Genomic DNA, 23,239 nt, shown 5'->3' on the forward strand with positions numbered 1-23,239 from the left:
TCAAAAAAAGACCTCCGGATTTCAGGAGGCCTTCGTTAGTGGGATGACAGGTACACCAGGGCAAGCGACAAGCCGAAGAACAACGCGCCCAAGACGACGGTCACTTTCTCCATGAAGGCTTCGAACCCTCGCGACTTTTGCTTACCGAACAGGTCCGTTGCCCCACCGGATAACGCACTCAAGGCGTCTTGCTGCTTGCTTGGCTGCATCAAGGTCGCGATCACGATTAGGACCGAGTCGATGATGAGCAGCACCGTGAATAGATTGCTCAAGTGAATGCCTCCTCAAATGAAAAACTCACTAGTAGTAGCCTATCACAAAGCCTTGCAATTGGCTAGACCAAGCGGCAAATTGCTCAGCCATCCGTGCCTTGCGCCGCCTTGGCGGCAATCTGCGCCGCCACCTTCGCCCGGCGGCTGCTGTCGGTCAGCACCACCAGGGTGTCACCGGCGCGAATCACGGTGTCCCCGTGCGGCAGCACGGTGTCCGAGCCGCGGCGAATGCTCATCAAGAGCGTGTGTTTAGGCCAGCTGACGCTGCGAACCGCGACGCCTTCCAACGCGCTGCCCTCAAAAATCGGCACCTCCACGCGGTCCATGTGGTGAATCCCGGCCAGCGCCTCCGGCTTGGTCAGCCGCGCCAGCAGCGACTCGTAAATCGGGGCCCCGCCCAGCACGTCGACGACGACGTAGGCGACCAACGACAGCACCGCCATGGCCATCAGGTTGGTCAGGTTCCCCACCATTTCGGTGATCAGAAGAATCGCGGTGAACGGCGCCTTGCCGATGCCGGCGAAGTACCCGGCCATGGAGAAAATGATCAGGTTCATGATGTAGACGTGCGGCAGCCAGCCAATCTGGGCCATGAACACCGCATACACCGCGCCGATCACCGCGCCAAGCGACAGGATCGGCAGGAAAATCCCGCCGGGCAGCCCCGAGCCGTAGGAAATCATCGAGAAGGTGAAGCGCAGTGCCAGCATCCCGCACAAGGCGGCCAAAGTCGGCAGCTGGTCGCCCATCGCGATAATCAGCCCGTTGCCGCCGCCCAGAAGCTGCGGCACGGTCAGGCCAATGGGAATCACCAACAGAAACGGCACGATGCCCTGAAAGGCCCGGGGGATACGGGTTTTGGCGTACCACTGCGGCATGGCCAACAGCACCCGCTGGTAAAGGTAGCCGAGCAGCCCCAAGACGATGCCCAACAGCAGCAGGTGCCAGTACAGCGTGACCGGCAGCGGCTTGGTGTACGCCAAGTGCAGCACCGGCACCTCGCCGAAGACGTTCAGCGAGATGAAGTTGGCCCCGATGGCGCTGGCGAGGCTTGTGATCCACACCAGCGGACTGAAGTTGTGATAGACCTCCTCCAGCACAAACATCGTACCGGCGATCGGCGCGTTGAACGCAGCGGCCAACCCGCCGGCGGCCCCGGCGGCGATCATGATGCGCCGGTCCGACCCCCGCCGCTTGAAACCGGCGGCGACGCCCTGGCCGACCGCGGCGCCGAGCTGAATCGATGGGCCTTCCCGCCCCAAAAACAGCCCGGCCCCGAGTCCGAGGACCCCGGCGACGAACTTCTTCCAAAGCACCGACCACCAGGAGAACTCAAGCTCGCCTTGCAACTGGCCTTCGACCTGCGGAATCCCCGAGCCCGAGATGTTGGGCTCGCTGTGCAACAGCCAGGCCACAAGCGCGGCCAACACGACCGCCACGACCACCAGCAACGCCACGGTGCCGGGCGTCGCGTGGCGGTAGACGCCTTGCACGAAGGCCAGGCTGCGCTCGATGCTCAAGCGAAACAGCGAGACCACGGCGCCGGTGGCCACCCCTACCAAAAGCCCCTGCAGCACAAAGCGCAGGCGCGTCGGATCCAAATACCGTTTTGCGGGGTTCAAGCCGCCACCTCCCATGATTGATACCTTCAGTATACACGGATTCGCCGCTCGCCAAAACCCGCCGGGCTCACCGCACCCAGGCGATCAGCTGCGAGCCGGCCTGCCACAGCAGCGTGGTGCCGTAGACCATCACGATCAGACCGGAAATCAGGTTCACCCACATCAAGAAGCGCTGCGGCAGGCGGTTTTTGAGCAGTCCGATGACCAAGGTGACGCCAAAGAACCACAGCGTGGTGGAAGAGAGAATCCCCAACAAGAACGGCAGCACCTCGCCGCTGGCCAGGGTACTGCGCATCGCCCCGAACGAGACGCTGGTGTCGATGATCGCCTGGGGGTTGGCGAAGGCCACCACCCAGGCGCCGGTGAAGGCCTCGCCCAGCGGCATGACACGACTGGAGCCGGCCAAAGTCGCCGCCTTGGCGCCACGGAAAATCCCCCAGCCCATCCAGACCACGATGCCGCCGCCGACCAGCAGAATCAGCAGCTTCAGCCACTCAAAGCGCGTGATCAAGGCCCCCATGCCCAAGAAGGCGATCACCGTCAGCGTGGTGTCGGCCAACCAGACGAACAGCGTGATGAGCATCGCCCGGCGCAGCCGGTTGGTCATCGCGTTATTGAAGACAAATAAATTCTGCATGCCAATTGAGCTGACCAAGGCGATGCTGATCAGCATCCCGCGCAAGTATACCGCCATTCGTGTGCTCCCTCCGCGGACGTGCCCGCGATTACGTGATAGGGTCCAGCGTAGCGCAAAAAAAGCCCGGCTGTCAATAACCGCCGGGCCAAAAGCACACAAAGGGTACCGCGGGCTGCCCCGCAGTACCCCAATTGAGATTGAATTGATGAACCGCCCCAACCGCAAGGCAGACCGCCCCCGCCGGCTGGTGAAACCGATTCGGTTGGTGGTACGCACTGTGGTGGACCCGGCAGTCGCAGCTCCCTGGAATCAAACCAGTTAAGCTGTTTTCTTTTACGCGAATTTCTTCGTCGCTAGACACTCACGCCGCGGACGTGGTCGACATAGGTCGACGTTCATCAGATGAGGATGATAGTCACTGCGAGCTGCCTTAAGCTGCGCTTCGGCCGTGCGACCGAGAGGCGCTGTCGAATTCTACGACAATAGAATAACACCGGGTGGTTGGAAATACCATGACGCCAGTGTAAATGTTAGGTAAATATCTTGTAAATAAATAACGCAGGCCGAATGCTGAGCCCGGCAAACGGACCTCGCGCCACACGCCGACCCAACGCGCAACACCCGCAGCCACGTGCAAAGCAGCGACCGCTCAGGCGTCAGGCGCCGCGACGCGCAACCGCAGGACACCAAAACGGCGCCGCCAAGAGGTCTTGGCGGCGCCGCGCAGAACTAGTCGAGACTAGTCGATGGCCTTAACGTTGTAGAAGGACTTGCGGCCCTTGTACAAAGCGGAAGCACCGAGTTCGTCTTCGATCCGCATGAGCTGGTTGTACTTCGCAATGCGGTCGGTACGGCTCATGGAACCGGTCTTGATTTCGCCGGCGTTGGTTGCGACAACCAAGTCAGCGATCGTGGTGTCTTCGGTTTCACCGGAACGGTGGGAAACAACGGCGGTGTAGCCGGCTTCCTTGGCCATTTCGATGGCTTCGAAGGTTTCGGTCAAGGTCCCGATCTGGTTGAGCTTGATCAGGATGGAGTTCGCAACGCCCATGTCGATCCCCTTCTTCAGGTAATCGGTGTTGGTTACGAACAGGTCGTCACCGACCAGCTGAACCTTGTCGCCCAGCTTGGCGGTAATCTTCTGCCAGCCTTCCCAGTCGTTTTCGTCGATTGGGTCTTCAATCGAAACGATTGGGTACTTGTCAACGAAGCCAGCGATCAGGTCGATGAATTCGTCGGTGGTGTAGCTGGTGTCAGGGTCGGACCACTTGAGCGTGTACTTCTTGGTTTCCGGATCGTAGAATTCGGAAGAAGCAACGTCGAAGGCGATCGCAACGTCTTCGCCAGGCTTGTAGCCAGCCTTTTGGATGGCTTCAACCAGGAATTCGAAGGCTTCTTCGTTGTCCTTGAGGTTAGGCGCAAAACCGCCTTCGTCGCCGACAGAGGTGATGTCGCCCTTTTCCTTCAGCAGCGCCTGCAGAGCGTGGAAGGTTTCGGAACCCATGCGGATCGCTTCGCGGATGGTCTTGCCGCCGACAGGCATGATCATGAATTCCTGGAAGTCGATCGTGTTGGTGGAGTGCGCACCACCGTTGATGACGTTCATCATCGGGGTTGGCAGCACGTGCGCGTTAGGGCCGCCAAGGTACTGGTACAGCGGCAGGCCAACTTCGGAGGCAGCGGCACGGGCTGCGGCCAGGGAAACGCCGAGGATGGCGTTGGCGCCAAGCTTGCCCTTGTTCGGGGTGCCATCGAGGTCGATCATGGTTTGGTCGATCAGGCGCTGTTCGGTCACGTCAAGGCCGATAACTGCCTTGGCGATGGCGTCGTTCACGTTGGCAACGGCCTTCAAAACGCCCTTACCGCCGAAGCGGGACTTGTCACCGTCACGCAGCTCAACGGCTTCGTGTTCACCGGTGGAAGCACCTGATGGAACCAACGCACGGCCAAAGCCGCCGTCTTCGGTGTAAAGTTCAACTTCAACAGTAGGGTTGCCACGGGAGTCAAGGACTTCGCGTGCCAGAACGTCTGTAATAATAGACATGTGGGTTTTCTCCTTTATGATGTGAGTTTGACTAATGAACGCACGGGACCGGGCCCTGGTCCGAGTGCTTAGTCCTGGTAGTTAGCCAGGGCAACGAAGGAATCTGGGTCCATGGAGGCGCCGCCGACGAGCCCGCCGTCGATGTCTTCCTTGGCCATCAGTTCCTTAACGTTCGCAGGCTTGACGGAGCCACCGTAGAGAATGCGGATGGCGTCGCCGGTTTCTGCGTCGTAAAGCTTCTTGATCGTTGCGCGGATGTGGGCAACCACTTCCTGCGCCTGATCAGCGGTCGCGGTCTTGCCGGTGCCGATCGCCCAGATAGGCTCGTAAGCGACGACGCTCTTCTTCACGTCGTCGGCAGACAGCCCAACCAAGGCGCCAGCAACCTGGTAAGCGACCCAGTCGTTGGTCTGGCCAGCTTCACGCTGCTCAAGGCTTTCGCCGCAGCAGATGATTGGCAGCAAACCGTTGGCCAGGATAGCCTTGGCCTTCTTGTTGATGTCTTCGTCGGTTTCGTGGAAGTAGCCGCGACGCTCGGAGTGACCGATGACTACGTAGTCAACGCCCATTTCGCTCAGGGCCTTTGGGCTGGTCTCGCCGGTGAACGCGCCTTCGTTTTCGAAGTAGCTGTTTTCAGCCGCGGTCTTCAGCGGGGTGCCGGTTGCGCCTGCAACCAGGGTGGTCAGGTCAATCGCCGGTGCGGCGATGACGGTTTCAACCTTGGAGGCTTCTGGCAGCTTGCCCTTAACGCCGTCCAAGAACGCCTGCGTTTCCTTAGGGTTCTTGTTCATTTTCCAGTTACCGGCCATGATAGGTGTACGCATGAATAAATCTCCTTTGTGTCGCCGTGCCTGGCGTATCCGGATACGTCAGACGCGAGTTAATTACTTGTTGGTGATCGCCGCGATACCAGGCAATTCCTTGCCTTCAAGGTATTCAAGCGAAGCGCCACCGCCAGTGGAGATGTGGGTGATCTTCGGGGCGATGCCGAGCTGCTTAGCAGCCGCGGTGGAGTCGCCACCACCGATGATCGTCGTGGCGTCGGTCAGGTCGCCGAGGGCCTTGCCGATTTCGAGGGTCCCCTTGGCGTAGTTCGGCATTTCGAACACGCCCATTGGGCCGTTCCAAACAACGGTCTTCGCGTCGGCCAAAACGGCCTTGAAGTCCGCAATCGCCTTAGGGCCGATGTCAAGCGCCATGTAGCCGTCAGGAATGTTACCTTCAACGACCTTGTGCGGGGCGTCGTTGGCGAATTCGGTTGCGACCACGTTGTCGACTGGCAAAACCAGCTTGTCGCCGGCCTCGGCCATGATCTGCTTGGCCAGGTCGATCTTGTCGGTTTCAACCAGGGACTTACCAACGGTCAGGCCCTTAGCTGCGTAGAAGGTGTAGGTCATGCCGCCGCCGACGATGATCTTGTCCGCCTTGTTGATCAGGTTGGAGATCACGCCGATCTTGTCGGAAACCTTGGCGCCGCCCAGGATGGCAACGAATGGGTGCTTCGGGTTTTCAACCGCGTCGCCCAAGAACTTGATTTCCTTTTCCATCAGGAAGCCGGCAGCCGCCTGAGGCATGTTGGAGGAAATGCCGACGTTAGAAGCGTGGGAACGGTGAGCCGTACCGAAGGCGTCGTTGACGAACAGGTCGCCCAAGGATGCCCAGTACTTGCCAAGCTCAGGGTCGTTCTTGCTTTCCTTCTTGCCGTCAAGGTCCTCAAAACGCGTGTTCTCCATCACAAGAACGTCGCCGTCCTTGAGGTTGGCGATCGCGTCTTCGAGTTCCTTGCCGCGGGTCGCTGGCACGAAGGTAACCGGCTTCTTCAGCAGTTCGGACAGGCGCTCTGCAACGGGACGCAGGGACAGCTTAGCCTTGTCTTCTTCGGTCTTGATGCGGCCCAAGTGGGACAGCAGGATGGCCTTGCCACCGTGATCGATTACGTACTGGATGGTCGGCAAAGCGGCAACAATCCGGTTGTCATCGCCGATGACCCCGTCCTTGATCGGCACGTTGAAGTCAACGCGGATCAGGACCTTTTTATCTTTGACGTCTAAGTCGGAGACGATCAATTTAGCCATTAGATAAAACCCTCCTATTAGTGGTTGATTCTATTGCGGCAACCGGCCGCGATGCTTGGATCAAGGCCACGCCCTCATCCAAACACCGCGGCGAGTCGCTGCGGTGAGAGGCGGTCACCCGCCCCTAGAAAAAGAGCGGAGGGAGTAACTCCCTCCGCCCTTTTTGCGGTTGAAAGTAGTTACTCTAGACTACAGAGTAGCGAACTTCAGCAGGGTACGGATCATCTGGCAGGTAAAGCCGTATTCGTTGTCGTACCAAGCAACCGTCTTAACAAGTTGGTAGTCACCGGCGGTCGTCACTTCGGTCTGGGTAGGATCGAAGATGGAGCCGAAGGTGGTGCCGATGATGTCGGAAGATACAACCTGGTCAGCGTTGTAGCCGAAGGATGGGTTGTTTTCCGTGTGCTTCTTGATCGCTTCGTTGATCTGGTCAGCCGTAACGTTCTTGGTCTTCAGGATGGAAACCAGTTCGGTCAGGGAGCCGTCAACGACGGAGACACGCTGAGCGTGACCCTGCAGCTTGCCGTTCAGTTCTGGGATAACAATGCCGATCGCCTTAGCAGCACCGGTGCTGTGAGGAATCGTGTTAACCGCAGCGGAACGAGCCGCACGCAGGTTGCCACCGCGAACAGGGCCGTCAAGCAGCATCTGAGTGGAGGTGTAAGCGTGAACCGTGGTCATGGTACCAACTTCGATGCCGAATTCCTTGTTCAGGAAGTAAGCCATTGGTGCCAGGCAGTTGGTCGTGCAAGAACCGGCGGAAACGATCTTGTCGTCGGAGGTCAGCGTGTCATCGTTAACGTTGTAAACGATGGTACGGATCTTGCCGGCAGGAGCGGAGATCAGAACGCGTTCTGCACCGGCATCCAAGTGAGCCTGGGCCTTTTCAGCGGAGGTGTAGAAGCCCGTGCATTCGAGGACGTACTGAACGCCATCGTTCTTAACCCACGGAATGTTCTGAGCTTGTGGTTCAGCATAAACGCGGTATTCCTTGCCGTTGACAACGATGCCGTTGTCGGTTGCACTAACTTCACCAGGGAAGGTGCCGTGAGTGGAATCGTACTTCAGCAGGTGTGCCAACATTGCTGGGCTGGTCAGGTCGTTGATCGCAACAACTTCGATGTCGTTGCTCTTTGCGCCAAGTTCGAAGATCCGGCGGAAAGCCAGACGACCAATGCGGCCGAAACCATTGATACCAATTTTAACAGTCATGCTAAAATTTCCTCCTTTAGGAAATAAGAGTTTTATTCTAACGGGTCTCCCCAGTTAAAATCGCGTTGGAGGCGCCGACGTCCGTGATCAGCCACGTGTGGGCCGGCGCATTCTTCATGTATGCGGCGATCGCCTTGGCCTTGCTTTGGCCGCCGGCGATGGCGAACACATACGGGATGTGATCAAGATCCGGGATCTGCAATCCGATCCGCGGTATCTTGTAGATGACTTGCCCCTCGGCATCGAAGAACGTGCCGAAAGTTTCTGAAACCGCGCGGTGATTGATCAGCTCGCGGATGGTCGAAACCGGCATGGAACGCCGCTTCGCCATGATCAAGGCATCACCTATACTATGAATCACTACCTGAGCGTTGTCAATCATTTGCAACACTTCTTGCACCGCCGGCTCACGGAGCAGCGGCTGGTAGGTTTTGGCGCTGACATTTTCTGGAATGTACAGCACCCGGTAGTTGGCATCGGTGGCTTCCGCCATGGCGGCGGCCACCGAGTTGGCTTGGATCGAGACGGCCTCACCGACGCCGCCACGCGCCGGCACGAAGGTCAGCTCGCGGCCGGCCGACAGCTTGTAGTTCAGCTGCGTGGCCACCCGCGCCATCGTGGTGCCGCCCATGACGGCGATGGTCAGCCGCCCGGCCGGTAGCACGACCTGCAGGGTCTGATTCAGGAGCTTACCCATCTCGTCCATCACCCGGCTGCTTTGGTCGGCATCACCGTTAACGATCAGGCAATGCGCGATGCCAAGCTTGTCGGCCAGGCGCTTCTCGTCGTCCTTGACCCCCAGCAGCTGGTTCATCAGCTGCTCAAGGCCTTGGAACGTCTCGATGCCCTTGCTGGTCAGCACCATGCCGGACTTGGAGCTTTCGATCAACCCCTGCTTGCGGAGGAATTCGGTTTCCGTTCGCAAAACGCGTTCGGAAATCTTCATCTGCTCGGCCAAGTTGCGGCGGCCGACCGGCGCCATCCAGCTGATGAATTGAAGGATCTGATACCGTTTGGTGATGACGCCCATCATGTCCGGGGCGATTGATTCGATCCAGGCAAATTCAGAGTGCATAATCGCTATCCTTCTCGGTGGGTCATTTTGTGTCCAACCGTGTCGCTTACCGACCCGGTTGGGCCAAAAAAATTTGGGTGCCCCAGTCATCCCGAGCTTCCCTAACCAACATCGCAATTATAACAATGAATTTTTGGCCGTGCAAGCCTTTCCCCGGACTTGCCGCCGACTTCACAAAAAGAAAGAAAGTCGGTCGCCGAATTTTCACGTTCTTTCGGAGTGTAACCGGTTTAGCGGCGTTGACCGCGCCGTTGAACGTGAAAACGTTCGGTTTGGCGCTCACCGATTTTTCATTTGGACCGATCAACCGCGACTTCCCTTGCGCCACCGTATCGTGTACAATAATCTTGACACATCTGGAGGCGAAGTTTATGGTAAAACCGATTTTATTAGATGAGCAGCTCTGCTTCTCCATCTACCGAGCGCAAAAGCAGTACAATCACTTCTACGCGCAGGCCCTGGCCCGTTTTGGCCTGACCTACCCGCAGTACATCACCCTGCTGTCTTTGTACGAGCACGGGACCATGTCCGTCAAGGAGGTGGGCAAGACCCTCGAGCTTGACTCCGGCACCCTGACGCCGCTGATGAAGCGCCTCGAAAAGGGCGGCTGGATCACCCGCACCCGCTCCACCACCGACGAACGGCGCGTCGACGTCAGCCTGACCCAAAAGGCCAAGGACTCGCGCGACGAGATCTTCGCCCACGTCGGCGACTGCACCCGGCTGATGCAGCTGGATCAACCCACCTACGACGCGATCAAGGCGCAGGTCGACCGCGTCGACTCGCACCTGGCCGCCATTCAAGACCAGGCCCTGAGCTAACTCAACAACGCAAGCAAAAAGCCGTTTCTCAATTGCGAGAAACGGCTTTTTGGCGTCACCGGCCGCTTACTTCTGGTCGGCCTTGGTGGTCAAAATCGCATCGATCAAACCGTAATCCTTGGCCTGTTGCGCGGTCAAGTAGTGGTCGCGTTCGGTGTCGGCCTTGATCTCGTCGACGGACTTGCCGGTCGCGTCGGACAGGATCTGGTTCAAGCTGACGCGGGCCTTCAGGATCTGCTCGGCGGCGATTTCGATTTCGGTCTGCTGGCCCTGGGCCCCGCCCAGCGGCTGGTGAATCAGAACCTCGGAGTGCGGCAGCGCAAAGCGCTTGCCCTTCTTCCCGCCGGCCAGAAGAACGCTGGCCATGGAGGCGGCCATCCCGATGGCGATGGTCTGCACATCCGCGTGGATGAGGTTCATCGTGTCGAGAATCGCCAGCCCGGAGGTGATCACACCACCGGGCGAGTTGATGTAGAGGTAGATGTCTTTATCCGGATCTTGGGCGTCCAGGAAAAGCAGTTGGGCAATGATCGAGTTGGCCACCTGATCATTGATCTCCCCGGACAGCATGATGATCCGGTCTTTGAGTAGGCGTGAGTAAATGTCGTAGGCGCGTTCGCCGCGGCTGGTCTGTTCAACGACTGTAGGAACTAGCATGGGTATTCCTCCTAGGTTACGTGCGTGAATTAGCACTCATTTGAATACAGTGCTAAGCATACGTCAAAAGTCAAAAAAGGTCAAATACTTCGGCTCACTTTTTTTCGTGTCCTCAGCATAGCACAACGGCGCGGTCCCGCGCATCGGTCGGCGCCTGAAATTCGCCGAGGCGGATTGCTTTATTCACCGCGGGGCAACGTGCCACAATGAAGGCGGCAACGTCCAGCCCTGATCGACGTTAAAAGCTGCCCGTAAGGAGATTGTCGCATGTCCTATTTATCCACCCTGCTCGCCTGGCTCGGCGTCGGCTTCATCGCCGTCGGCCTGATTCTGCTGATTTTGCACGTCCTCAAGCACCGCTCGCTCAAGGTGCCGGGCAGCGATGTGCTCGTCGGCGTCGTGCTGTTCGCCGTCGGCCTGGCCGTCGCCCCGGCGCCGCCGACCAAACAGGAACAGGCGGCCGCCTCGCGGTCTTCGCGGGCCGCCCAACAATCGGCGCAGGCCGCAAGCAGCCGCGAAGCCAGCGCCGAAAGCCACGCTGCCGCCGCATCCCGGGCCAAGGTCCAAAGGGCCAAGGCGGCGCTGGCCAAGCTCAACGCCGCCATCGCCAGGACCCTGAAGCAGGACCAAGGCTTTGCCGCCGGCACCCTCGATCACAACGGTCACCCGACCAAAAACGGCACCGCCAACCCCGCCTTCGCCTGGGCCCTGATGGTGATCAGCGTCAAGGTCGACCAAGACCACCACGTCAAGGCACAGGTCAACGCCAAGGTCGCACCGCTGACCGATCGCGCCAAGGAACAGCTCGGCACCCACTGCGCCAACCTCGCGCTGGCCACCCTGGCGGAGCTGGGGCAGGCCAAAGACGCCGAGCTGAACGAGGGGCTGTTCACCGAGGTCTACTTCGGCCACCAGATTGTCGCGCAGTCGCACCTCACCGACAACAAGGCGTTTCGCGCCTACTCCTGGTAACCGCCGAACGCAAAAACAGGCGTCGCCATCACTGGCGACGCCTGCTTTGTGTGGTACCTGATGCGCAGCCCGGGAGTCGAACCCGGATTTCGAGAACCGGAATCTCACGTGCGATCCATTACACTAACCGCGCAAGTACCTAATTATATTAAGGGAAGCGGCGGCAAAAAGCAAGCAAAATCACGAATTACTCTCGCCCGGCCGCGATTCTGGGCCGCTTGCGGCCGTGGCCGCCGGCACCGGCGCTTCCATCAGCCAATCGCGCTGCGGGTCATCCCCGACCTGAAAGACATGCTCCCCCACCTTGACAAAGCCGCGCTTGGCGTAGAAGGCCTTGGCCGGCTCGTTGTGCTCCCAGACGCCCAAGGCGATGACGGGCTTGTGCTGGGCCTGGGCCAGCTTCAGCGCGTGGGCGTACAGCAGGCTCCCCAGGCCGTGGCGCTTGTAGGCCGGTAAAATGTAGATGCGCTCGAGCTCCAAGGCATTGGGCGCCGTGACGTCTGCGGTCACCGCCGCGTCGACGTTGAGCTTGAGGTAGCCGGCCGGTACCCCGGCAACGGTCGCGAACCAAAAGCTGGTGCCGGGTGTCTGCAGCTCGGCCAAAAGCTGGGCCGGTGCGTAGGCAGTGTCTAGGAATTCCTGCATGTCGGCCGGCGCGGTGTTGGCCCCGAAGGTGTCGGCGAAGGTGGTTCTCGCCATCGTCACCAGCGTGGGAATATCGGTTTCGGTAATGCGTTGAATTGCGTTCATTGTTCCTCCTGTGGCGACCGGCTGCGGTCGCCTGTTTGCGCTGGTGCGATGATGGCGGCGTTCGGTTTCGGGGGCAGCGGCGGTGTGGTGGCCGCACCGTCGCCGGCTTGCGGCCGCGCGACGACTGGCCCGGTCGCTGGCCTCCCGCCGGTTGGCCACGACCGTCCCTGGCCTGTTGCCGGTCGGTCAAGGCGAGCCACTGCTCGGCGGCGGCAGCCCGATTCGGCGGCGGGGTCAGTACTCGCGCTTGCCGCCACCTTTGACCAGCTGCCAATCGCGGTCGACGTTATCGCACATCTGGTTCAACAGCCGCGTCAGCGTGGCCACCTCTGCCGGTGTCATGCCGGCCAGCGCCTGGTTGAGCGAGTACTGGTTCTCGCGGTGAATCGGCTGGTAGGCGCGAAGGCCGGCCGGGGTGGCGAAGAGCTGGTTGGCCTTGGCGTTGGCCGGGGCCGGCCGCTTGAACACCAGCCCCTGGGCGCAGAGCTTGGCGACGCTTCGCGCCACGGTCGCGCGGTCGACCTTGAGCTGATTGACCAGCTGCTCCTGAATGATCCCGGGCTGCTCGACGATTCGTACCAAGTAGAGGTACTGGCCGCGCGTCAGCTGTTGATCGCGAAACTCGATGTTGGCGATGCTGTCCAAAGCCCGGGCCACCACCCCGATGGCGCGTAACGCGTCTTCCATGGGCTCACCTTCCTTCGAGTCTCAGTATACCAGAACGTGTTGCAATTGCAACACGATATTCTAAAAAAACGACCGCAGGGGTCGTTTTCGCGTGTCACACCGCCGGGGTCTGGGCCCCTTCGGCAATCTGGTTGAGCTTGCGCAGCCGGTGGTTGATGCCGGACTTGGAAATCGCGCCGCTGGGCACCATCTCCCCCAGCTCCTTGAGCGACACCTCGGGATGCGCCAGCCGAAGCACCGCGATTTCGCGCAGCTTCTCCGGCAGGGTCTCCAAGACCCCGTGATCCGCCAGGTACTGGATGTTTTCGATCGCGCGTTGGGCCGCGTCGATGGTCTTGTTCAGGTTCGCGTTCTCGCAGTTGACCAGCCGGTTGACCGAGTTGCGCATGTCGCGAACGATTCGCACGTCCTCGAACTTCAGCATCGCGTTGGTCGCGCCGATCAGCTGCAGGAAGTCGGCGATTTTCTCCGCCTCCTTGAGGTAGACGATGTAGCCGCTGCGCCGCTCGACGGTTCGCGCGTTGAGGTCGAAGTCGTTCATCATCTTGAGGATGCCGTCGTTGTGGTCCTGGTACAGGGAGTAAATCTCCAGGTGGTAGCGCGAGGTCTCGGGGTTGTTGACCGAGCCGCCGGCCAAAAAGGCGCCGCGCAAATACGAGCGTTCGCGCTGGTCCTCGTTGAGCACCTTGGGCGACACCGCGGTCTGAATCGCCATAGTGTCACCGGCCAAGATGTCGAGGTCTTCGAGCAGCGAGTTGACGCCGGTGGCCAGCCGCACCACGTACTGGTTGTTCTTCTTGAGCTTCATCTTGCGCCGCACGATCAGGTTGGCCTCGTGGTGGTAGAGTTGGCGAATCAGGCTGTAGATGCGCCGGGCGATCGCCGGGTTTTCGGTCTGCACGTTCAAGACGAACTGGTAGTTTTGAATGCCGAGGCTGCCGTTCATGCGGATCAGGGCGGATAGCTCCGCTCGGGCATGCTCGGGGTGAACCTCGAGGCCGGTCAGCTCTTTTTTGACGAGACTGGCAAAACTGGCCATGTCACCGCCTCCGTTTCTTCATCGTCCCCACCTGAAAAGCGAGGTTCATGATTTCTTGGGCGACCTTGTCGCCGTCGTGGAACACGCCTTCGTCGCGCAGGCGCAGGAAGTCGGCCGAGATCACCCGGCAGCCCATGTGGCGCAGCGCCTGGTAGTCGGACCGCACAGGGCCCAGGATCTCGTCGTACTTCTGGTGGTTCAGGTAATGCGCCGGCACCGGTGCGATGTTGACCAGCACGGTGTCGACGAAGTTGGCGCCGAGGTGGTCGTTGAGCACCTTGACGTGGTCGGCGTCGCTGAAGTGCTCGGTTTCGCCCTTTTGCGTCATGATGTTGACGATGTAAATCACCTCGGCCCGGGTCTTCAGCACCGCCTCGCCGAGGTTCTTGATCATCAGGTTGGGCAGGATGCTGGTGAACAGGCTCCCGGGGCCGAGCACCACGACGTCGGCGGCCATGATCGCATCGATCACCTCGGGTACGGCGGCCGGGGCCTCACCAGTGGCGGTGTCGGTCACGAAGACGCGGGTGATGTTCTTGTCGGCGGCGGTGATCTCCGCCTCGCCGGCGAGGCTGGTGCCGTCGTCAAAATCGGCGTGAAGCGTCAGCGGCCGGTCGGCGGCGGGGTAAATGTGGCCGTCGACCTTCATCATCTGGGACAGCTGCTGCACGGCATCGAAGATCCCGCTGCGCATCTCGGACAAGGCCGCGATAATCAGGTTGCCGATCGCGTGGCCGGCAAAAAAGGCGTCGCCGGAGCAAAAGCGGTACTGGAAGATGTCCAGGTACAGCTGCGGCAGGTCGGACAAGGCGACCAGCACGTTGCGAATGTCACCGGGCGGGACGACGTTGATGTAGTTGCGAATCACGCCGCTTGAGCCGCCGTCGTCGGCCACCGTCACAATCGCGGTGACATCGGCATTTTGCTCGTGCAGGCTCTTGACGATCACCGGCAGGCCGGTGCCGCCACCGATCACGACCACCTTGGGGCGGCGGCCGCGAATCACGCGGATGGTGCGATCATTGTCTGCGGTCATGAGCGGTTCACCGTCGCTTTGCGCTTATTGACGTCGCGGTGGGTGATGTCGACCGGGTAAGTCTTTGCGAAGGCCTTGCCGATGCGCTCGGCAAAGGCGACGCTGCGGTGCTGGCCGCCGGTGCAGCCGATCGCGATGGTGACGCTCGACTTGCCCTCCGCCTGGTACTGTGGCATCACGTCGGCCAAGAGCGTGTAGAACTCCTGGTAGAACTTCTCCGCGGCCGGCTGCTGCATCACGTAGTCGTACACCGGCTGATCCTTGCCGGTTTGGTTGCGGAACTCCGGCACGTAATACGGGTTGGGCAAAAACCGCACGTCCATCACGATGTCGGCGTCGATCGGCAGCCCGTACTTGAAGCCAAAGCTCATCACCTCCAGGTGGAAGGTCGGGTGATCCGTGGTTTTGAAGGTCAAAAACAGCTTCTCGCGCAGCTGGCGGGGGCTGAGGTTAGTGGTGTCGATCACCACCTGGGCGCGGTTTTTCAGCTCGGTGAGCAGGTTGCGCTCCTTGCGAATGCCGTCCATCAGCCGGCCCTCCATGGCCAGCGGGTGGCTGCGGCGGGTCTCCTTGTAGCGCGAGACCAGCTCGGCGTCGGTCGCGTCGAGAAACAGGATCTTGGTCGCGACTTTCTCGGCCTTGTCCAGGCCGGTCAGCATGTCGAGAATCTGGTCGTAAAAGGCGTGGGACCGCAGATCCACCACCAAGGCGACCTTGTCAATCTTGCCGCTTTCCTTCACCAGCTCCCAGAACTTGGGCAAAAGCGCCGGTGGCATGTTGTCGACGCAAAAGTAGCCGAGGTCTTCAAAAGACTGCATCGCCACGGTTTTGCCGGCGCCGGACATGCCGGTGATCACCACGAGGTTCAGGCTATCGCTCATCGCTATTCCTTCTTTCGTCAGGCCAAGCCTGCGTTTAATAATTCAATTATAACATGCCGGGCGTGTCATTCCCAGCCACTGCCCCCGTCCCGCGCAAATTCTAGCCGCGGTCGGCCTGCCACCACGCCCCGCCCCGGCGACCGCCGCACAAAAAAACGAGCCCTCAACAGGCTCGCGTGGCCGCCCCGGACCGCTACAGCTGGCGCCGGGCGAAGGCCGTGATAATCGCGTTGAGGCCGAATAGCACGAAGGCGATGGCCAGAAGCGACACCATGCCGACGGCCGACACCACCGGCTGCATCAACAGCAGCACCCCGACGGCCACCGTGAACAGGTCCAAGAGCAGGTCCAAAATCACCCAGCCCATCCCGGCCTGGCGCAGGTGGCCGACGTTGAACAGATTGGCGATCGCGTCGACCAGGAACCACGCCGCAAACAGGTAGGACAAGGTTAAGGCCGCCGTGACCAGGTTGAACAGGAACACGACGCCCAGGCCGATGTCCAAGACGCCGGCCAGAAGCGACAGCCACGACTTTTTGCCGGTGTACTCGCGCAGCTTGTTGAACCCGGCGAGCGTCGCGATGCCGCGGATAATCGCGATGATCGCGAAGATGAAGGTCAGCGTCAACAGCGTCGCACCGGGATTGCGGAACATCACCACCGCCGCGATAATCAGGGCGATGCCGGTAATGAATTCGCCCCAGTCAAAACCAAAATGTGCTTGTCGATTGAACATTCTCTCACCACTTTCTTGCCCTTATTGTACTGGCCTGGCCGACCCGACACAAGCAAAACCCGTCGCGGTTGGGCGACGGGTTTGGCGGTGCCGGGCGTTATTGATTCGCTCGCCGCGCTGGCGCGACGTTGGCGCCGCACCACCGCGCGAGCCGGCGGCCGGCGGTGTGGCGGGGCCCAGGGAGCGGCGGGGCTGGCGAGGCGGCCCTGCGGCGGTCAGCGGGGCAATTCGCGCGGCGCGGCGTTAGGCCCCCCGGTGCGAACACCGGCGGCCGCGAAGCGGGCATTGGCGCGAGCGGCGGCCGGTTGACCCCGGTGCCGCCGTTATTTTTCGGCCGCGGCCGCCGCGGTGCGAGCCGCGTCGCGCTCGAGGATTGGGCGTAGGTAGATGCCGGTGTAGCTCTTGGTGTTTTGGGCGATGGTCTCCGGGGTGCCGGTGGCGATCACCGTGCCGCCGCCGTCGCCGCCTTCCGGTCCCAGGTCGATCAGCCAGTCGGCGGTCTTGATCACGTCCAAGTTGTGCTCGATCACAAGCACCGTGTTGCCCTCGTCGACCAGGCGCTGCAAGACGCCCAGCAGCCGGCGGATGTCGTCGGTGTGCAGGCCGGTGGTCGGCTCGTCGAGGATGTAGAAGTTCTTGCCGGTCGAGAGCTTTTGCAGCTCGGAGGCGAGCTTCATGCGCTGGGCCTCGCCGCCGGACAGCGTGGTGGCGCTTTGGCCCATGGTGACGTAGCCCAGGCCGACGTCGACGATGGTCTGGAGCTTCCGCGCGATTTTGGGAATCGGGGCGAAGAACTTGACTGCCTCGTCAACGGTCATGTCGAGGATCTCCGCGATGTTTTTGCCCTTGTAGGTGACCTCGAGGGTCTCGGAGTTGTAGCGCTTGCCGTGGCAGACCTCGCACGGCACGTAGACGTCGGGCAGGAAGTTCATCTCGATTTTGATGATGCCGTCGCCCTTGCAGTTCTCGCAGCGGCCGCCCTTGACGTTGAAGGAAAAACGCCCCTGCGAGTAGCCGCGCAGCTTGGCCTCTTGGGTCTGGGCCATCAAGGCGCGGATGTCGTTGAACACGCCGGTGTAGGTCGCCGGGTTGCTCCGCGGGGTGCGGCCGATCGGGCTTTGGTCGATATCGACCAGCTTTTCAATCTGGTCGTAGCCCTCGATGCGGTCGTAGGCGCCGGGTTTTTCGGAGTTGCGGTAGAGCTTTTGGGCCAGCACCCGCTTGAGGATGCCGTTGACCAGCGTCGACTTGCCCGAGCCGGACACGCCCGTGACGGCGATGAACTTGCCCAGGGGGAATTCGACGTCGATGTGCTTGAGGTTGTTGGCCGCGGCCCCAAAGAGGCGGATCGATTCGCCGTTCCCGGCGCGGCGCTTGGTCGGCACCGGAATGAACTTCTTGCCGGCCAAGTACTGCCCGGTCAAAGACTTCGCCGAGCGCATCACCTGCTTGGGGGTGCCGGCGGCCATGATGCGACCGCCGTTGTCGCCGGCGCCGGGGCCGACGTCGACCAGGTAGTCGGCGGCGAGCATCGTGTCCTCGTCGTGCTCGACCACGATCAGCGTGTTGCCCAGGTCGCGCATTTTCTTCAGCGAGCGAATCAGCCGGTCGTTGTCGCGCTGGTGCAGGCCGATCGACGGCTCGTCGAGGATGTACATCACCCCAGACAAGTTGGAGCCGATCTGCGTGGCCAGCCGGATGCGCTGCGCCTCCCCGCCGGACAGGGTGCCGGCGGCGCGGCTCAGGGTCAGGTAATCCAGGCCGACGTTTTTGAGGAAGGTCAGGCGGTCGGCGACCTCCTTGACGATCGGCTGGGCGATCACCTTCTCGTTGTCAGACAGCGTGATGCCTTGGTAAAACGGCAGCGCGTCCTTAATCGACATGTCGGAGGCCTCCGCGATGTCGTGGCCCTCGACCTTGACGGCCAGGGCCTGGCGGTTCAGCCGCTTGCCGTGGCAAACCGGGCAGACCAAGGCGGTCATGTACTGGCGCATCTGATCGGAGCCGAACGCGTAGTTATTAGAGTGGTAACGCCGCTCGACGTTGTTGAGCACCCCTTCGAACGGGACGTCTTGGTCCTTGACGCCGCCGAAGTCGCTGTGGCTGTGGAAGTGAAAGACCTTGCCGTGGCTGCCGTTCAAAATGATGTCTTGCTGGCGTTCGGTCAGCTTGCCGAAGGGCTTGTCCATCGGCACCTTGAAGGCCTTGGCCGCCTGCTCCAGCATCGACGGGTAGTAGACAGACGTGGCCGACGACCAAGGCGCAATCGCCCCTTCCGCCAGCGTCTTGTCGCGGTCCGGCACCACCAAGTCGACGTCGACCGTCAGCTTTTGGCCCAGGCCGTCGCACTCCGGGCAGGCCCCGAACGGCGCGTTGAAGGAGAACAGGCGCGGCTCCAAGACCCCGATGGTGAAGCCGCACAGTGGACAGGCGAAGTGCTCGGAGAACACGAGGGGATCTGAACCGATCACGTCGACGGTGGCGTAACCCTCGGCCAGGCGCAGCGCCGCTTCGAACGAGTCGAACAGGCGCGAGCGGACCTCGGGCTTGGTCACGATGCGGTCGATCACGATGTCGATGTCGTGGAATTTGTTTTTGTCCAGCTCCAGGTCGGCGGTCGCGTCCATCACCTCACCGTCGACGCGCATCCGCACGTAACCCTCCCGGACGATCTTCTCCAAGACCTTCTTGTGGCTGCCCTTCTTGTGGCGAACAATCGGGCTGAGAATCTGGATGCGGGTCTTGTCCGGGAGCTTTTGGACCCGGTCGACCATCTGCTCGACGCTTTGGGACACGATCGGGGTGCCGTCGTTGGGGCAGATCGGGTGGCCGATCCGCGCCCACAGCAGGCGCAGGTAGTCGTTGATCTCGGTGACCGTGCCGACCGTACTGCGCGGGTTCTTGCTGGTGGTTTTTTGGTCGATCGAAATGGCGGGGCTCAGCCCGTCAATCGAGTCGACATCTGGCTTGTCCATCTGGCCCAGAAACTGCCGGGCATACGCCGACAGGCTCTCGACGTAGCGGCGCTGGCCTTCAGCGTAAAGCGTGTCGAAGGCCAGGCTGGACTTACCGGAGCCGGACAGGCCGGTCATCACGACCAGCTTGTTTCGGGGAATCGTCACGTCGACGTTCTTCAGGTTATGCGCCCGGGCGCCGTGAATCACAATTTTGTCGTTTGCCATTTGTTCACTCTGCTTCCAATTCTAGAATCGTGTCGCGCAGCGTCGCCGCCTGCTCGAAGTCGAGCTTCTTGGCCGCCGCCTGCATCTGGCTGCGCAGGTTGGCGACCAGCTGCTTTTTCTCCGCCTTGGTCATGTCGTGCAAGTCGACCTCCGCGAAGCTCTTGTCCTTGTCCGTCTCGTCCTTGCCGCTGGTGTCCAGGCTGTGAATCGAGTCGCGGATCGGCTTGATGATGGTCTTGGGCGTGATGTGGTGCTTCTCGTTGAAGGCCTCTTGAATCTCGCGGCGCCGCCGGGTTTCCTTGATCGCCGCGTCCATCGAGTCGGTGACCTTGTCCGCGTACATGATGACCTTCCCGTGAGCGTTGCGGCTCGCGCGGCCGATGGTCTGAATCAAGGACCGCTCGGCGCGAAGGAAGCCTTCCTTGTCGGCGTCCAGGATCGCAATCAGCGACACCTCGGGGACATCGATCCCCTCGCGCAGCAGGTTGATGCCGATCAGCACGTCGAACTTGCCCAGCCGCAGGTCGCGGATGATCTCCGTTCGCTCCAGGGTCTTGATGTCCGAGTGCAGGTACTTGACCTTGATGCCCAGCTCCTTGAGGTAGTCGGTCAGGTCCTCGGCCATTTTCTTGGTCAAAGTCGTGATGAACACCCGCTCGTGCTTCTCGACGCGGATGTTAATCTCGGACACCAGGTCGTCGATCTGGCCCATGATCGGCCGCACCTCGATGGTCGGGTCCAGCAGGCCGGTCGGGCGAATGATCTGCTCGGCAATCTGGGACTTGGGGACCCGATCCATCTCGTAAGGCCCAGGCGTCGCCGAGACGTAGAGAATCTGATTGACGTGCGACTCGAACTCCGGCAAGCGTAGCGGCCGGTTGTCCAAGGCGCTGGGCAGGCGGAAGCCGTAGTCGATCAGGGTCTGCTTCCGGGCCCGGTCGCCGTTGTACATCCCTCGCACCTGCGGCATCGTGACGTGGCTTTCGTCGACCATGATCATGAAGTCCTTGGGGAAAAAGTCCAGCAGGGTGTACGGCGGCTCGCCGGCCTTGCGCCCTTCCATGTGGCGCGAGTAGTTCTCGATGCCGTTGGTGTAGCCCATCTCCCGCAGCATCTCGATGTCGTAGGTCGTGCGTTGATCCAGCCGCTGGGCCTCCAGCAGCTTGCCGGCGTCGGTCAGCTCCTTGAGCCGTTCTTCCAGCTCCTTGGAGATGCTTTCAATCCCGTGCTCCAGCTGGTCTTCGGAGGTCATGAAGTGCGTCGCTGGGAAAATCGCGACGTGCTCGCGCTCGCCGACCACCTCGCCGGTCAGCGCGTCGACCTCGGTGATGCGATCGATTTCGTCGCCGAAGAACTCGACGCGAATCGCATGGTCGTCGCGGCTGGCCGGGAAGATCTCGACCACGTCGCCGCGAACCCGGAAGCGGCCGCGCTGAAAATCGATGTCGTTGCGGTCGAATTGGATGTCGACCAGCTGGCGCAACAGCGTGTTGCGGTCGATTTCCATGCCGGTGCGGAGCGACAGCACGTGGTCGCGGTATTCGTCCGGGCTGCCCAGGCCAAAGATCGAGGACACCGAGGCGACGACGATCACGTCGTTGCGCTCCAGCAAGGCGGAGGTCGCGCTGTGGCGCAGCTTGTCGATCTCGTCGTTGATCGCCGAGTCCTTTTCGATGTAGGTGTCCGAGCTTGGCACGTAGGCCTCGGGCTGGTAGTAATCGTAGTAGGACACGAAGTACTCAACCGCGTTGTGCGGGAAGAACTCCTTGAACTCGCCGTACAGCTGACCGGCCAGGGTCTTGTTGTGCGACAAGATCAAGGTCGGCCGGTTGCGCTTGGCGATCACCTGCGCCATCGTGAAGGTCTTCCCGGTCCCGGTTGCCCCCAGCAGGATCTGCTCCTTCTCCCCGGCCTCAAAGCCGGCGGTCAGCTTGGCGATCGCCTGCGGCTGGTCCCCGGCCGGCCCGTAAGGCGCGACCAAGTCGAATTTGCGGTTTGCCATGCGTTCGATCATTGCGATTCCTCCCGTACCCAAGATTGTGGCGCCGTGTTTGACGCGATAAAAAAGTCGGAACCGAAATTCCAACTTCTGACTGGTACTTATTATAGCATAGCGAACATACTTTCGCGACCCGTTTCGGCGGCCGCGGCGGCGGCCCAGTTACCGGCCCGGTAACCGCTCAGTTGCGCCCGGCGATCGCTTGGCCGCCACCGCGCAGCTGCCCCACCGCGCCGGTCGCACCGGCGCCGCTAGGCTACTGCTTGTCCATGATCGCGCGGGTCAGCTTGGTCAGCATGTCGCGGTCGGCGAACTCCTCGTTGAGCATGTCCGGCAGAATGTCCTTGAGGAAGTACTGAACGCAAGGCCGCGAAGCAAAGGACATGATCACCGCCAGGCTTTCGGTGTAGATGCTGACGAAGACCCGCTCCGGGTTGCCCTTCTCGATTTCACCGAAGGATTCGTACAGCAGATCGACCTTGTCGGCGATGCTCAAAATCTCGCCTTCCAGCGTGTTGTCCTTGCCTTCGGACAGGCGCCGCCGGTAGGCCTCTTGGAACTCGGCGGGGATTTCGTTTTGGATGAAGTTTTCCGTCAGGGATTCCTCGACGTCGGCCAGCATCGCGCGAAGCGCCGGCGTGGCGTACTTGACCGGGGTCTTGATGTCGCCGATGAAGCGTTCGGTGTAGTCGTGGTTCAGCGCCTTTTCGTACAGGCGCTGCCAGTTGACCGTGTTGCCGGCGTTCTCCTCGATGTCACCCAGCAGCTGGGCGATTTCGGCGACCTTGAAGCTGTGGGCCGCCACGCTGTGCTCCGCGTACTTGAAAAATCCCGGCGCCCGGCGCAGCGTCTCTAAGTTGTTGAGTCCCTGAATGAACTGGTGCATCCCCATGTCTTGTAGCCTCCTAGGTAAATTTTTACTATGCTATCACCAACCGGCCGCCGATGCAAGTGAGAATTGCTGACAAAATGCCTTGCAACCACCGCCGACCTTGGTTAAGCTCGACGTAATCACGCAAAAAGGAAGTCACGCCATGCCAGCCTTTACCCTTGCCACCACCGCCGACCTGCCGGCGATCGTCGCCATTTACAACGCCGCGATTCCCGGCCGCCTCGCCACCGCCGACCTCGAGCCGGTGACCGTGGCCGCCAAAACCGCCTGGTTCGCCCAGTTCAACGCCGAACGCCGCCCACTCTGGCTGATTCACGACGGCCCCGACCTGGCCGGCTGGGTCAGCCTGGAGAACTTCTACGGGCGGCCGGCTTACGCCCACACCGCGGAGATCAGCATCTACCTGGACCCGGCCTTTCAGCACCGCCACCTCGGCCAGGCGGCGCTGGATTTCGTCTTCGCCCAGCTCAAGCGGCTGGACCTTGACACCATCGTCGCCTTCGTGTTCCACCACAACCAAGCGAGCCAGGGCCTGTTTGCCCGCAACGGCTTTGCCACCTGGGGCCACCTGCCTGAGGTCGCCTTGATGGACGGGGTGCGACGCGACCTGGACATCTTGGGTCGCCGCTTCAATGCCTAAAAAAAATCAC

Annotated in this window: 21 protein-coding genes and 1 tRNA gene; 3 read left to right on the top strand and 19 right to left on the bottom strand. The window is 61.0% G+C overall.

The window, feature by feature from the left end:
* Positions 1-35: 35 nt before the first annotated feature.
* The 8 genes from secG to NUH19_RS11225 all read right to left on the bottom strand — a co-directional run bounded on the left by secG (position 36) and on the right by NUH19_RS11225 (position 8,937).
* On the bottom strand, positions 36-272 hold the full coding sequence (gene secG / locus NUH19_RS11190) for a preprotein translocase subunit SecG (protein WP_262316642.1): 237 nt from the start codon (positions 270-272) through the stop codon (positions 36-38).
* 83 nt (positions 273-355) lie between these two features.
* On the bottom strand, positions 356-1,909 hold the full coding sequence (locus NUH19_RS11195; protein WP_262316643.1) for a ClC family H(+)/Cl(-) exchange transporter: 1,554 nt from the start codon (positions 1,907-1,909) through the stop codon (positions 356-358).
* Positions 1,910-1,961: 52 nt separating this feature from the next.
* Positions 1,962-2,588: a LysE/ArgO family amino acid transporter gene (locus NUH19_RS11200; protein WP_262316644.1), complete on the bottom strand. Its 627-nt coding sequence runs from the start codon at positions 2,586-2,588 to the stop codon at positions 1,962-1,964.
* Between the two features lie 682 nt (positions 2,589-3,270).
* Positions 3,271-4,575 (bottom strand): phosphopyruvate hydratase, encoded by a 1,305-nt coding sequence (gene eno, locus NUH19_RS11205; protein WP_262316645.1) that lies wholly within the window; start codon positions 4,573-4,575, stop codon positions 3,271-3,273.
* A gap of 68 nt (positions 4,576-4,643) precedes the next feature.
* Entirely contained in the window at positions 4,644-5,399 is a 756-nt protein-coding gene (gene tpiA, locus NUH19_RS11210) for a triose-phosphate isomerase (RefSeq protein WP_262316646.1), read from the bottom strand.
* A 60-nt stretch (positions 5,400-5,459) separates the two neighbouring features.
* On the bottom strand, positions 5,460-6,650 hold the full coding sequence (locus NUH19_RS11215; RefSeq protein WP_262316647.1) for a phosphoglycerate kinase: 1,191 nt from the start codon (positions 6,648-6,650) through the stop codon (positions 5,460-5,462).
* A gap of 189 nt (positions 6,651-6,839) precedes the next feature.
* Positions 6,840-7,862, bottom strand: a complete 1,023-nt coding sequence (gap, locus tag NUH19_RS11220) for a type I glyceraldehyde-3-phosphate dehydrogenase (RefSeq protein ID WP_225049149.1) — start codon at positions 7,860-7,862, stop codon at positions 6,840-6,842.
* Positions 7,863-7,899: 37 nt separating this feature from the next.
* Positions 7,900-8,937, bottom strand: coding sequence for a sugar-binding transcriptional regulator (locus NUH19_RS11225; RefSeq protein WP_262316648.1), 1,038 nt, complete (start codon positions 8,935-8,937; stop codon positions 7,900-7,902).
* A gap of 371 nt (positions 8,938-9,308) precedes the next feature.
* On the opposite strand from NUH19_RS11225, the gene NUH19_RS11230 reads away from it, so the two are divergent.
* Positions 9,309-9,758 (top strand): MarR family winged helix-turn-helix transcriptional regulator, encoded by a 450-nt coding sequence (locus NUH19_RS11230; protein ID WP_262316649.1) that lies wholly within the window; start codon positions 9,309-9,311, stop codon positions 9,756-9,758.
* Positions 9,759-9,824: 66 nt separating this feature from the next.
* Here NUH19_RS11230 and NUH19_RS11235 read toward each other — a convergent pair whose 3' ends face one another.
* A complete protein-coding gene (locus NUH19_RS11235; RefSeq protein WP_225049145.1) occupies positions 9,825-10,415 on the bottom strand; it encodes an ATP-dependent Clp protease proteolytic subunit in 591 nt (196 codons plus the stop codon).
* A 267-nt stretch (positions 10,416-10,682) separates the two neighbouring features.
* Here NUH19_RS11235 and NUH19_RS11240 point away from each other — a divergent pair, with 267 nt between their 5' ends.
* A complete protein-coding gene (locus NUH19_RS11240; protein WP_262316650.1) occupies positions 10,683-11,387 on the top strand; it encodes a hypothetical protein in 705 nt (234 codons plus the stop codon).
* Between the two features lie 61 nt (positions 11,388-11,448).
* On the opposite strand, the gene NUH19_RS11245 is transcribed toward NUH19_RS11240, so the two are convergent.
* The 10 genes from NUH19_RS11245 to NUH19_RS11290 form a co-directional block, all read right to left on the bottom strand.
* Positions 11,449-11,520: transfer RNA gene (locus NUH19_RS11245), tRNA-Arg, on the bottom strand.
* A gap of 47 nt (positions 11,521-11,567) precedes the next feature.
* Positions 11,568-12,137 carry a GNAT family N-acetyltransferase gene (locus NUH19_RS11250; RefSeq protein ID WP_262316651.1) on the bottom strand — a complete coding sequence of 190 codons (570 nt, stop codon included), beginning with the start codon at positions 12,135-12,137 and terminating at the stop codon, positions 11,568-11,570.
* Between the two features lie 234 nt (positions 12,138-12,371).
* A complete protein-coding gene (locus NUH19_RS11255; protein WP_262316652.1) occupies positions 12,372-12,824 on the bottom strand; it encodes a MarR family winged helix-turn-helix transcriptional regulator in 453 nt (150 codons plus the stop codon).
* Positions 12,825-12,918: 94 nt separating this feature from the next.
* Positions 12,919-13,863, bottom strand: a complete 945-nt coding sequence (whiA, locus tag NUH19_RS11260; protein WP_262316653.1) for a DNA-binding protein WhiA — start codon at positions 13,861-13,863, stop codon at positions 12,919-12,921.
* Between the two features lies 1 nt (position 13,864).
* Entirely contained in the window at positions 13,865-14,899 is a 1,035-nt protein-coding gene (locus tag NUH19_RS11265; protein ID WP_262316654.1) for a gluconeogenesis factor YvcK family protein, read from the bottom strand.
* Complete coding sequence (gene rapZ, locus NUH19_RS11270) at positions 14,896-15,780, bottom strand: RNase adapter RapZ (protein ID WP_262316655.1); 885 nt, start codon at positions 15,778-15,780, stop codon at positions 14,896-14,898. The genes NUH19_RS11265 and rapZ overlap by 4 nt, the downstream gene beginning before the upstream one ends.
* 193 nt (positions 15,781-15,973) lie before the next feature.
* Positions 15,974-16,516: an HdeD family acid-resistance protein gene (locus tag NUH19_RS11275; RefSeq protein ID WP_262316656.1), complete on the bottom strand. Its 543-nt coding sequence runs from the start codon at positions 16,514-16,516 to the stop codon at positions 15,974-15,976.
* 323 nt (positions 16,517-16,839) lie between these two features.
* A complete protein-coding gene (gene uvrA / locus NUH19_RS11280; protein WP_262316657.1) occupies positions 16,840-19,698 on the bottom strand; it encodes an excinuclease ABC subunit UvrA in 2,859 nt (952 codons plus the stop codon).
* Between the two features lie 4 nt (positions 19,699-19,702).
* Complete coding sequence (uvrB, locus tag NUH19_RS11285) at positions 19,703-21,712, bottom strand: excinuclease ABC subunit UvrB (RefSeq protein WP_262316658.1); 2,010 nt, start codon at positions 21,710-21,712, stop codon at positions 19,703-19,705.
* Between the two features lie 241 nt (positions 21,713-21,953).
* Positions 21,954-22,589: a YfbR-like 5'-deoxynucleotidase gene (locus NUH19_RS11290; RefSeq protein WP_262316659.1), complete on the bottom strand. Its 636-nt coding sequence runs from the start codon at positions 22,587-22,589 to the stop codon at positions 21,954-21,956.
* A 142-nt stretch (positions 22,590-22,731) separates the two neighbouring features.
* Between NUH19_RS11290 and NUH19_RS11295 the strand changes: the two genes are divergently transcribed.
* Entirely contained in the window at positions 22,732-23,229 is a 498-nt protein-coding gene (locus NUH19_RS11295; protein ID WP_262316660.1) for a GNAT family N-acetyltransferase, read from the top strand.
* The last annotated feature ends 10 nt before the right edge of the window (positions 23,230-23,239 follow it).

The sequence above is a fragment of the Lacticaseibacillus parakribbianus genome, assembly GCF_025490915.1.
In the GTDB taxonomy this organism is placed as follows: domain Bacteria; phylum Bacillota; class Bacilli; order Lactobacillales; family Lactobacillaceae; genus Lacticaseibacillus; species Lacticaseibacillus parakribbianus.

Bases quoted from the DNA above. Each gene is read 5' to 3' on its own strand.
- uvrB (WP_262316658.1), bottom strand. From the start codon at position 21,712: ATGATCGAACGCATGGCAAACCGCAAATTCGACTTGGTCGCGCCTTAC.
- NUH19_RS11295 (WP_262316660.1), top strand. From the start codon at position 22,732: ATGCCAGCCTTTACCCTTGCCACCACCGCCGACCTGCCGGCGATCGTC.
- NUH19_RS11225 (WP_262316648.1), bottom strand. From the start codon at position 8,937: ATGCACTCTGAATTTGCCTGGATCGAATCAATCGCCCCGGACATGATG.
- uvrA (WP_262316657.1), bottom strand. From the start codon at position 19,698: ATGGCAAACGACAAAATTGTGATTCACGGCGCCCGGGCGCATAACCTG.
- NUH19_RS11195 (WP_262316643.1), bottom strand. From the start codon at position 1,909: ATGGGAGGTGGCGGCTTGAACCCCGCAAAACGGTATTTGGATCCGACG.
- eno (WP_262316645.1), bottom strand. From the start codon at position 4,575: ATGTCTATTATTACAGACGTTCTGGCACGCGAAGTCCTTGACTCCCGT.
- rapZ (WP_262316655.1), bottom strand. From the start codon at position 15,780: ATGAGCGATAGCCTGAACCTCGTGGTGATCACCGGCATGTCCGGCGCC.
- whiA (WP_262316653.1), bottom strand. From the start codon at position 13,863: ATGGCCAGTTTTGCCAGTCTCGTCAAAAAAGAGCTGACCGGCCTCGAG.
- NUH19_RS11290 (WP_262316659.1), bottom strand. From the start codon at position 22,589: ATGGGGATGCACCAGTTCATTCAGGGACTCAACAACTTAGAGACGCTG.
- NUH19_RS11250 (WP_262316651.1), bottom strand. From the start codon at position 12,137: ATGAACGCAATTCAACGCATTACCGAAACCGATATTCCCACGCTGGTG.
- tpiA (WP_262316646.1), bottom strand. From the start codon at position 5,399: ATGCGTACACCTATCATGGCCGGTAACTGGAAAATGAACAAGAACCCT.
- NUH19_RS11240 (WP_262316650.1), top strand. From the start codon at position 10,683: ATGTCCTATTTATCCACCCTGCTCGCCTGGCTCGGCGTCGGCTTCATC.
- NUH19_RS11275 (WP_262316656.1), bottom strand. From the start codon at position 16,516: ATGTTCAATCGACAAGCACATTTTGGTTTTGACTGGGGCGAATTCATT.
- NUH19_RS11230 (WP_262316649.1), top strand. From the start codon at position 9,309: ATGGTAAAACCGATTTTATTAGATGAGCAGCTCTGCTTCTCCATCTAC.
- gap (WP_225049149.1), bottom strand. From the start codon at position 7,862: ATGACTGTTAAAATTGGTATCAATGGTTTCGGCCGCATTGGTCGTCTG.
- NUH19_RS11215 (WP_262316647.1), bottom strand. From the start codon at position 6,650: ATGGCTAAATTGATCGTCTCCGACTTAGACGTCAAAGATAAAAAGGTC.
- NUH19_RS11200 (WP_262316644.1), bottom strand. From the start codon at position 2,588: ATGGCGGTATACTTGCGCGGGATGCTGATCAGCATCGCCTTGGTCAGC.
- NUH19_RS11255 (WP_262316652.1), bottom strand. From the start codon at position 12,824: ATGGAAGACGCGTTACGCGCCATCGGGGTGGTGGCCCGGGCTTTGGAC.
- NUH19_RS11265 (WP_262316654.1), bottom strand. From the start codon at position 14,899: ATGACCGCAGACAATGATCGCACCATCCGCGTGATTCGCGGCCGCCGC.
- NUH19_RS11235 (WP_225049145.1), bottom strand. From the start codon at position 10,415: ATGCTAGTTCCTACAGTCGTTGAACAGACCAGCCGCGGCGAACGCGCC.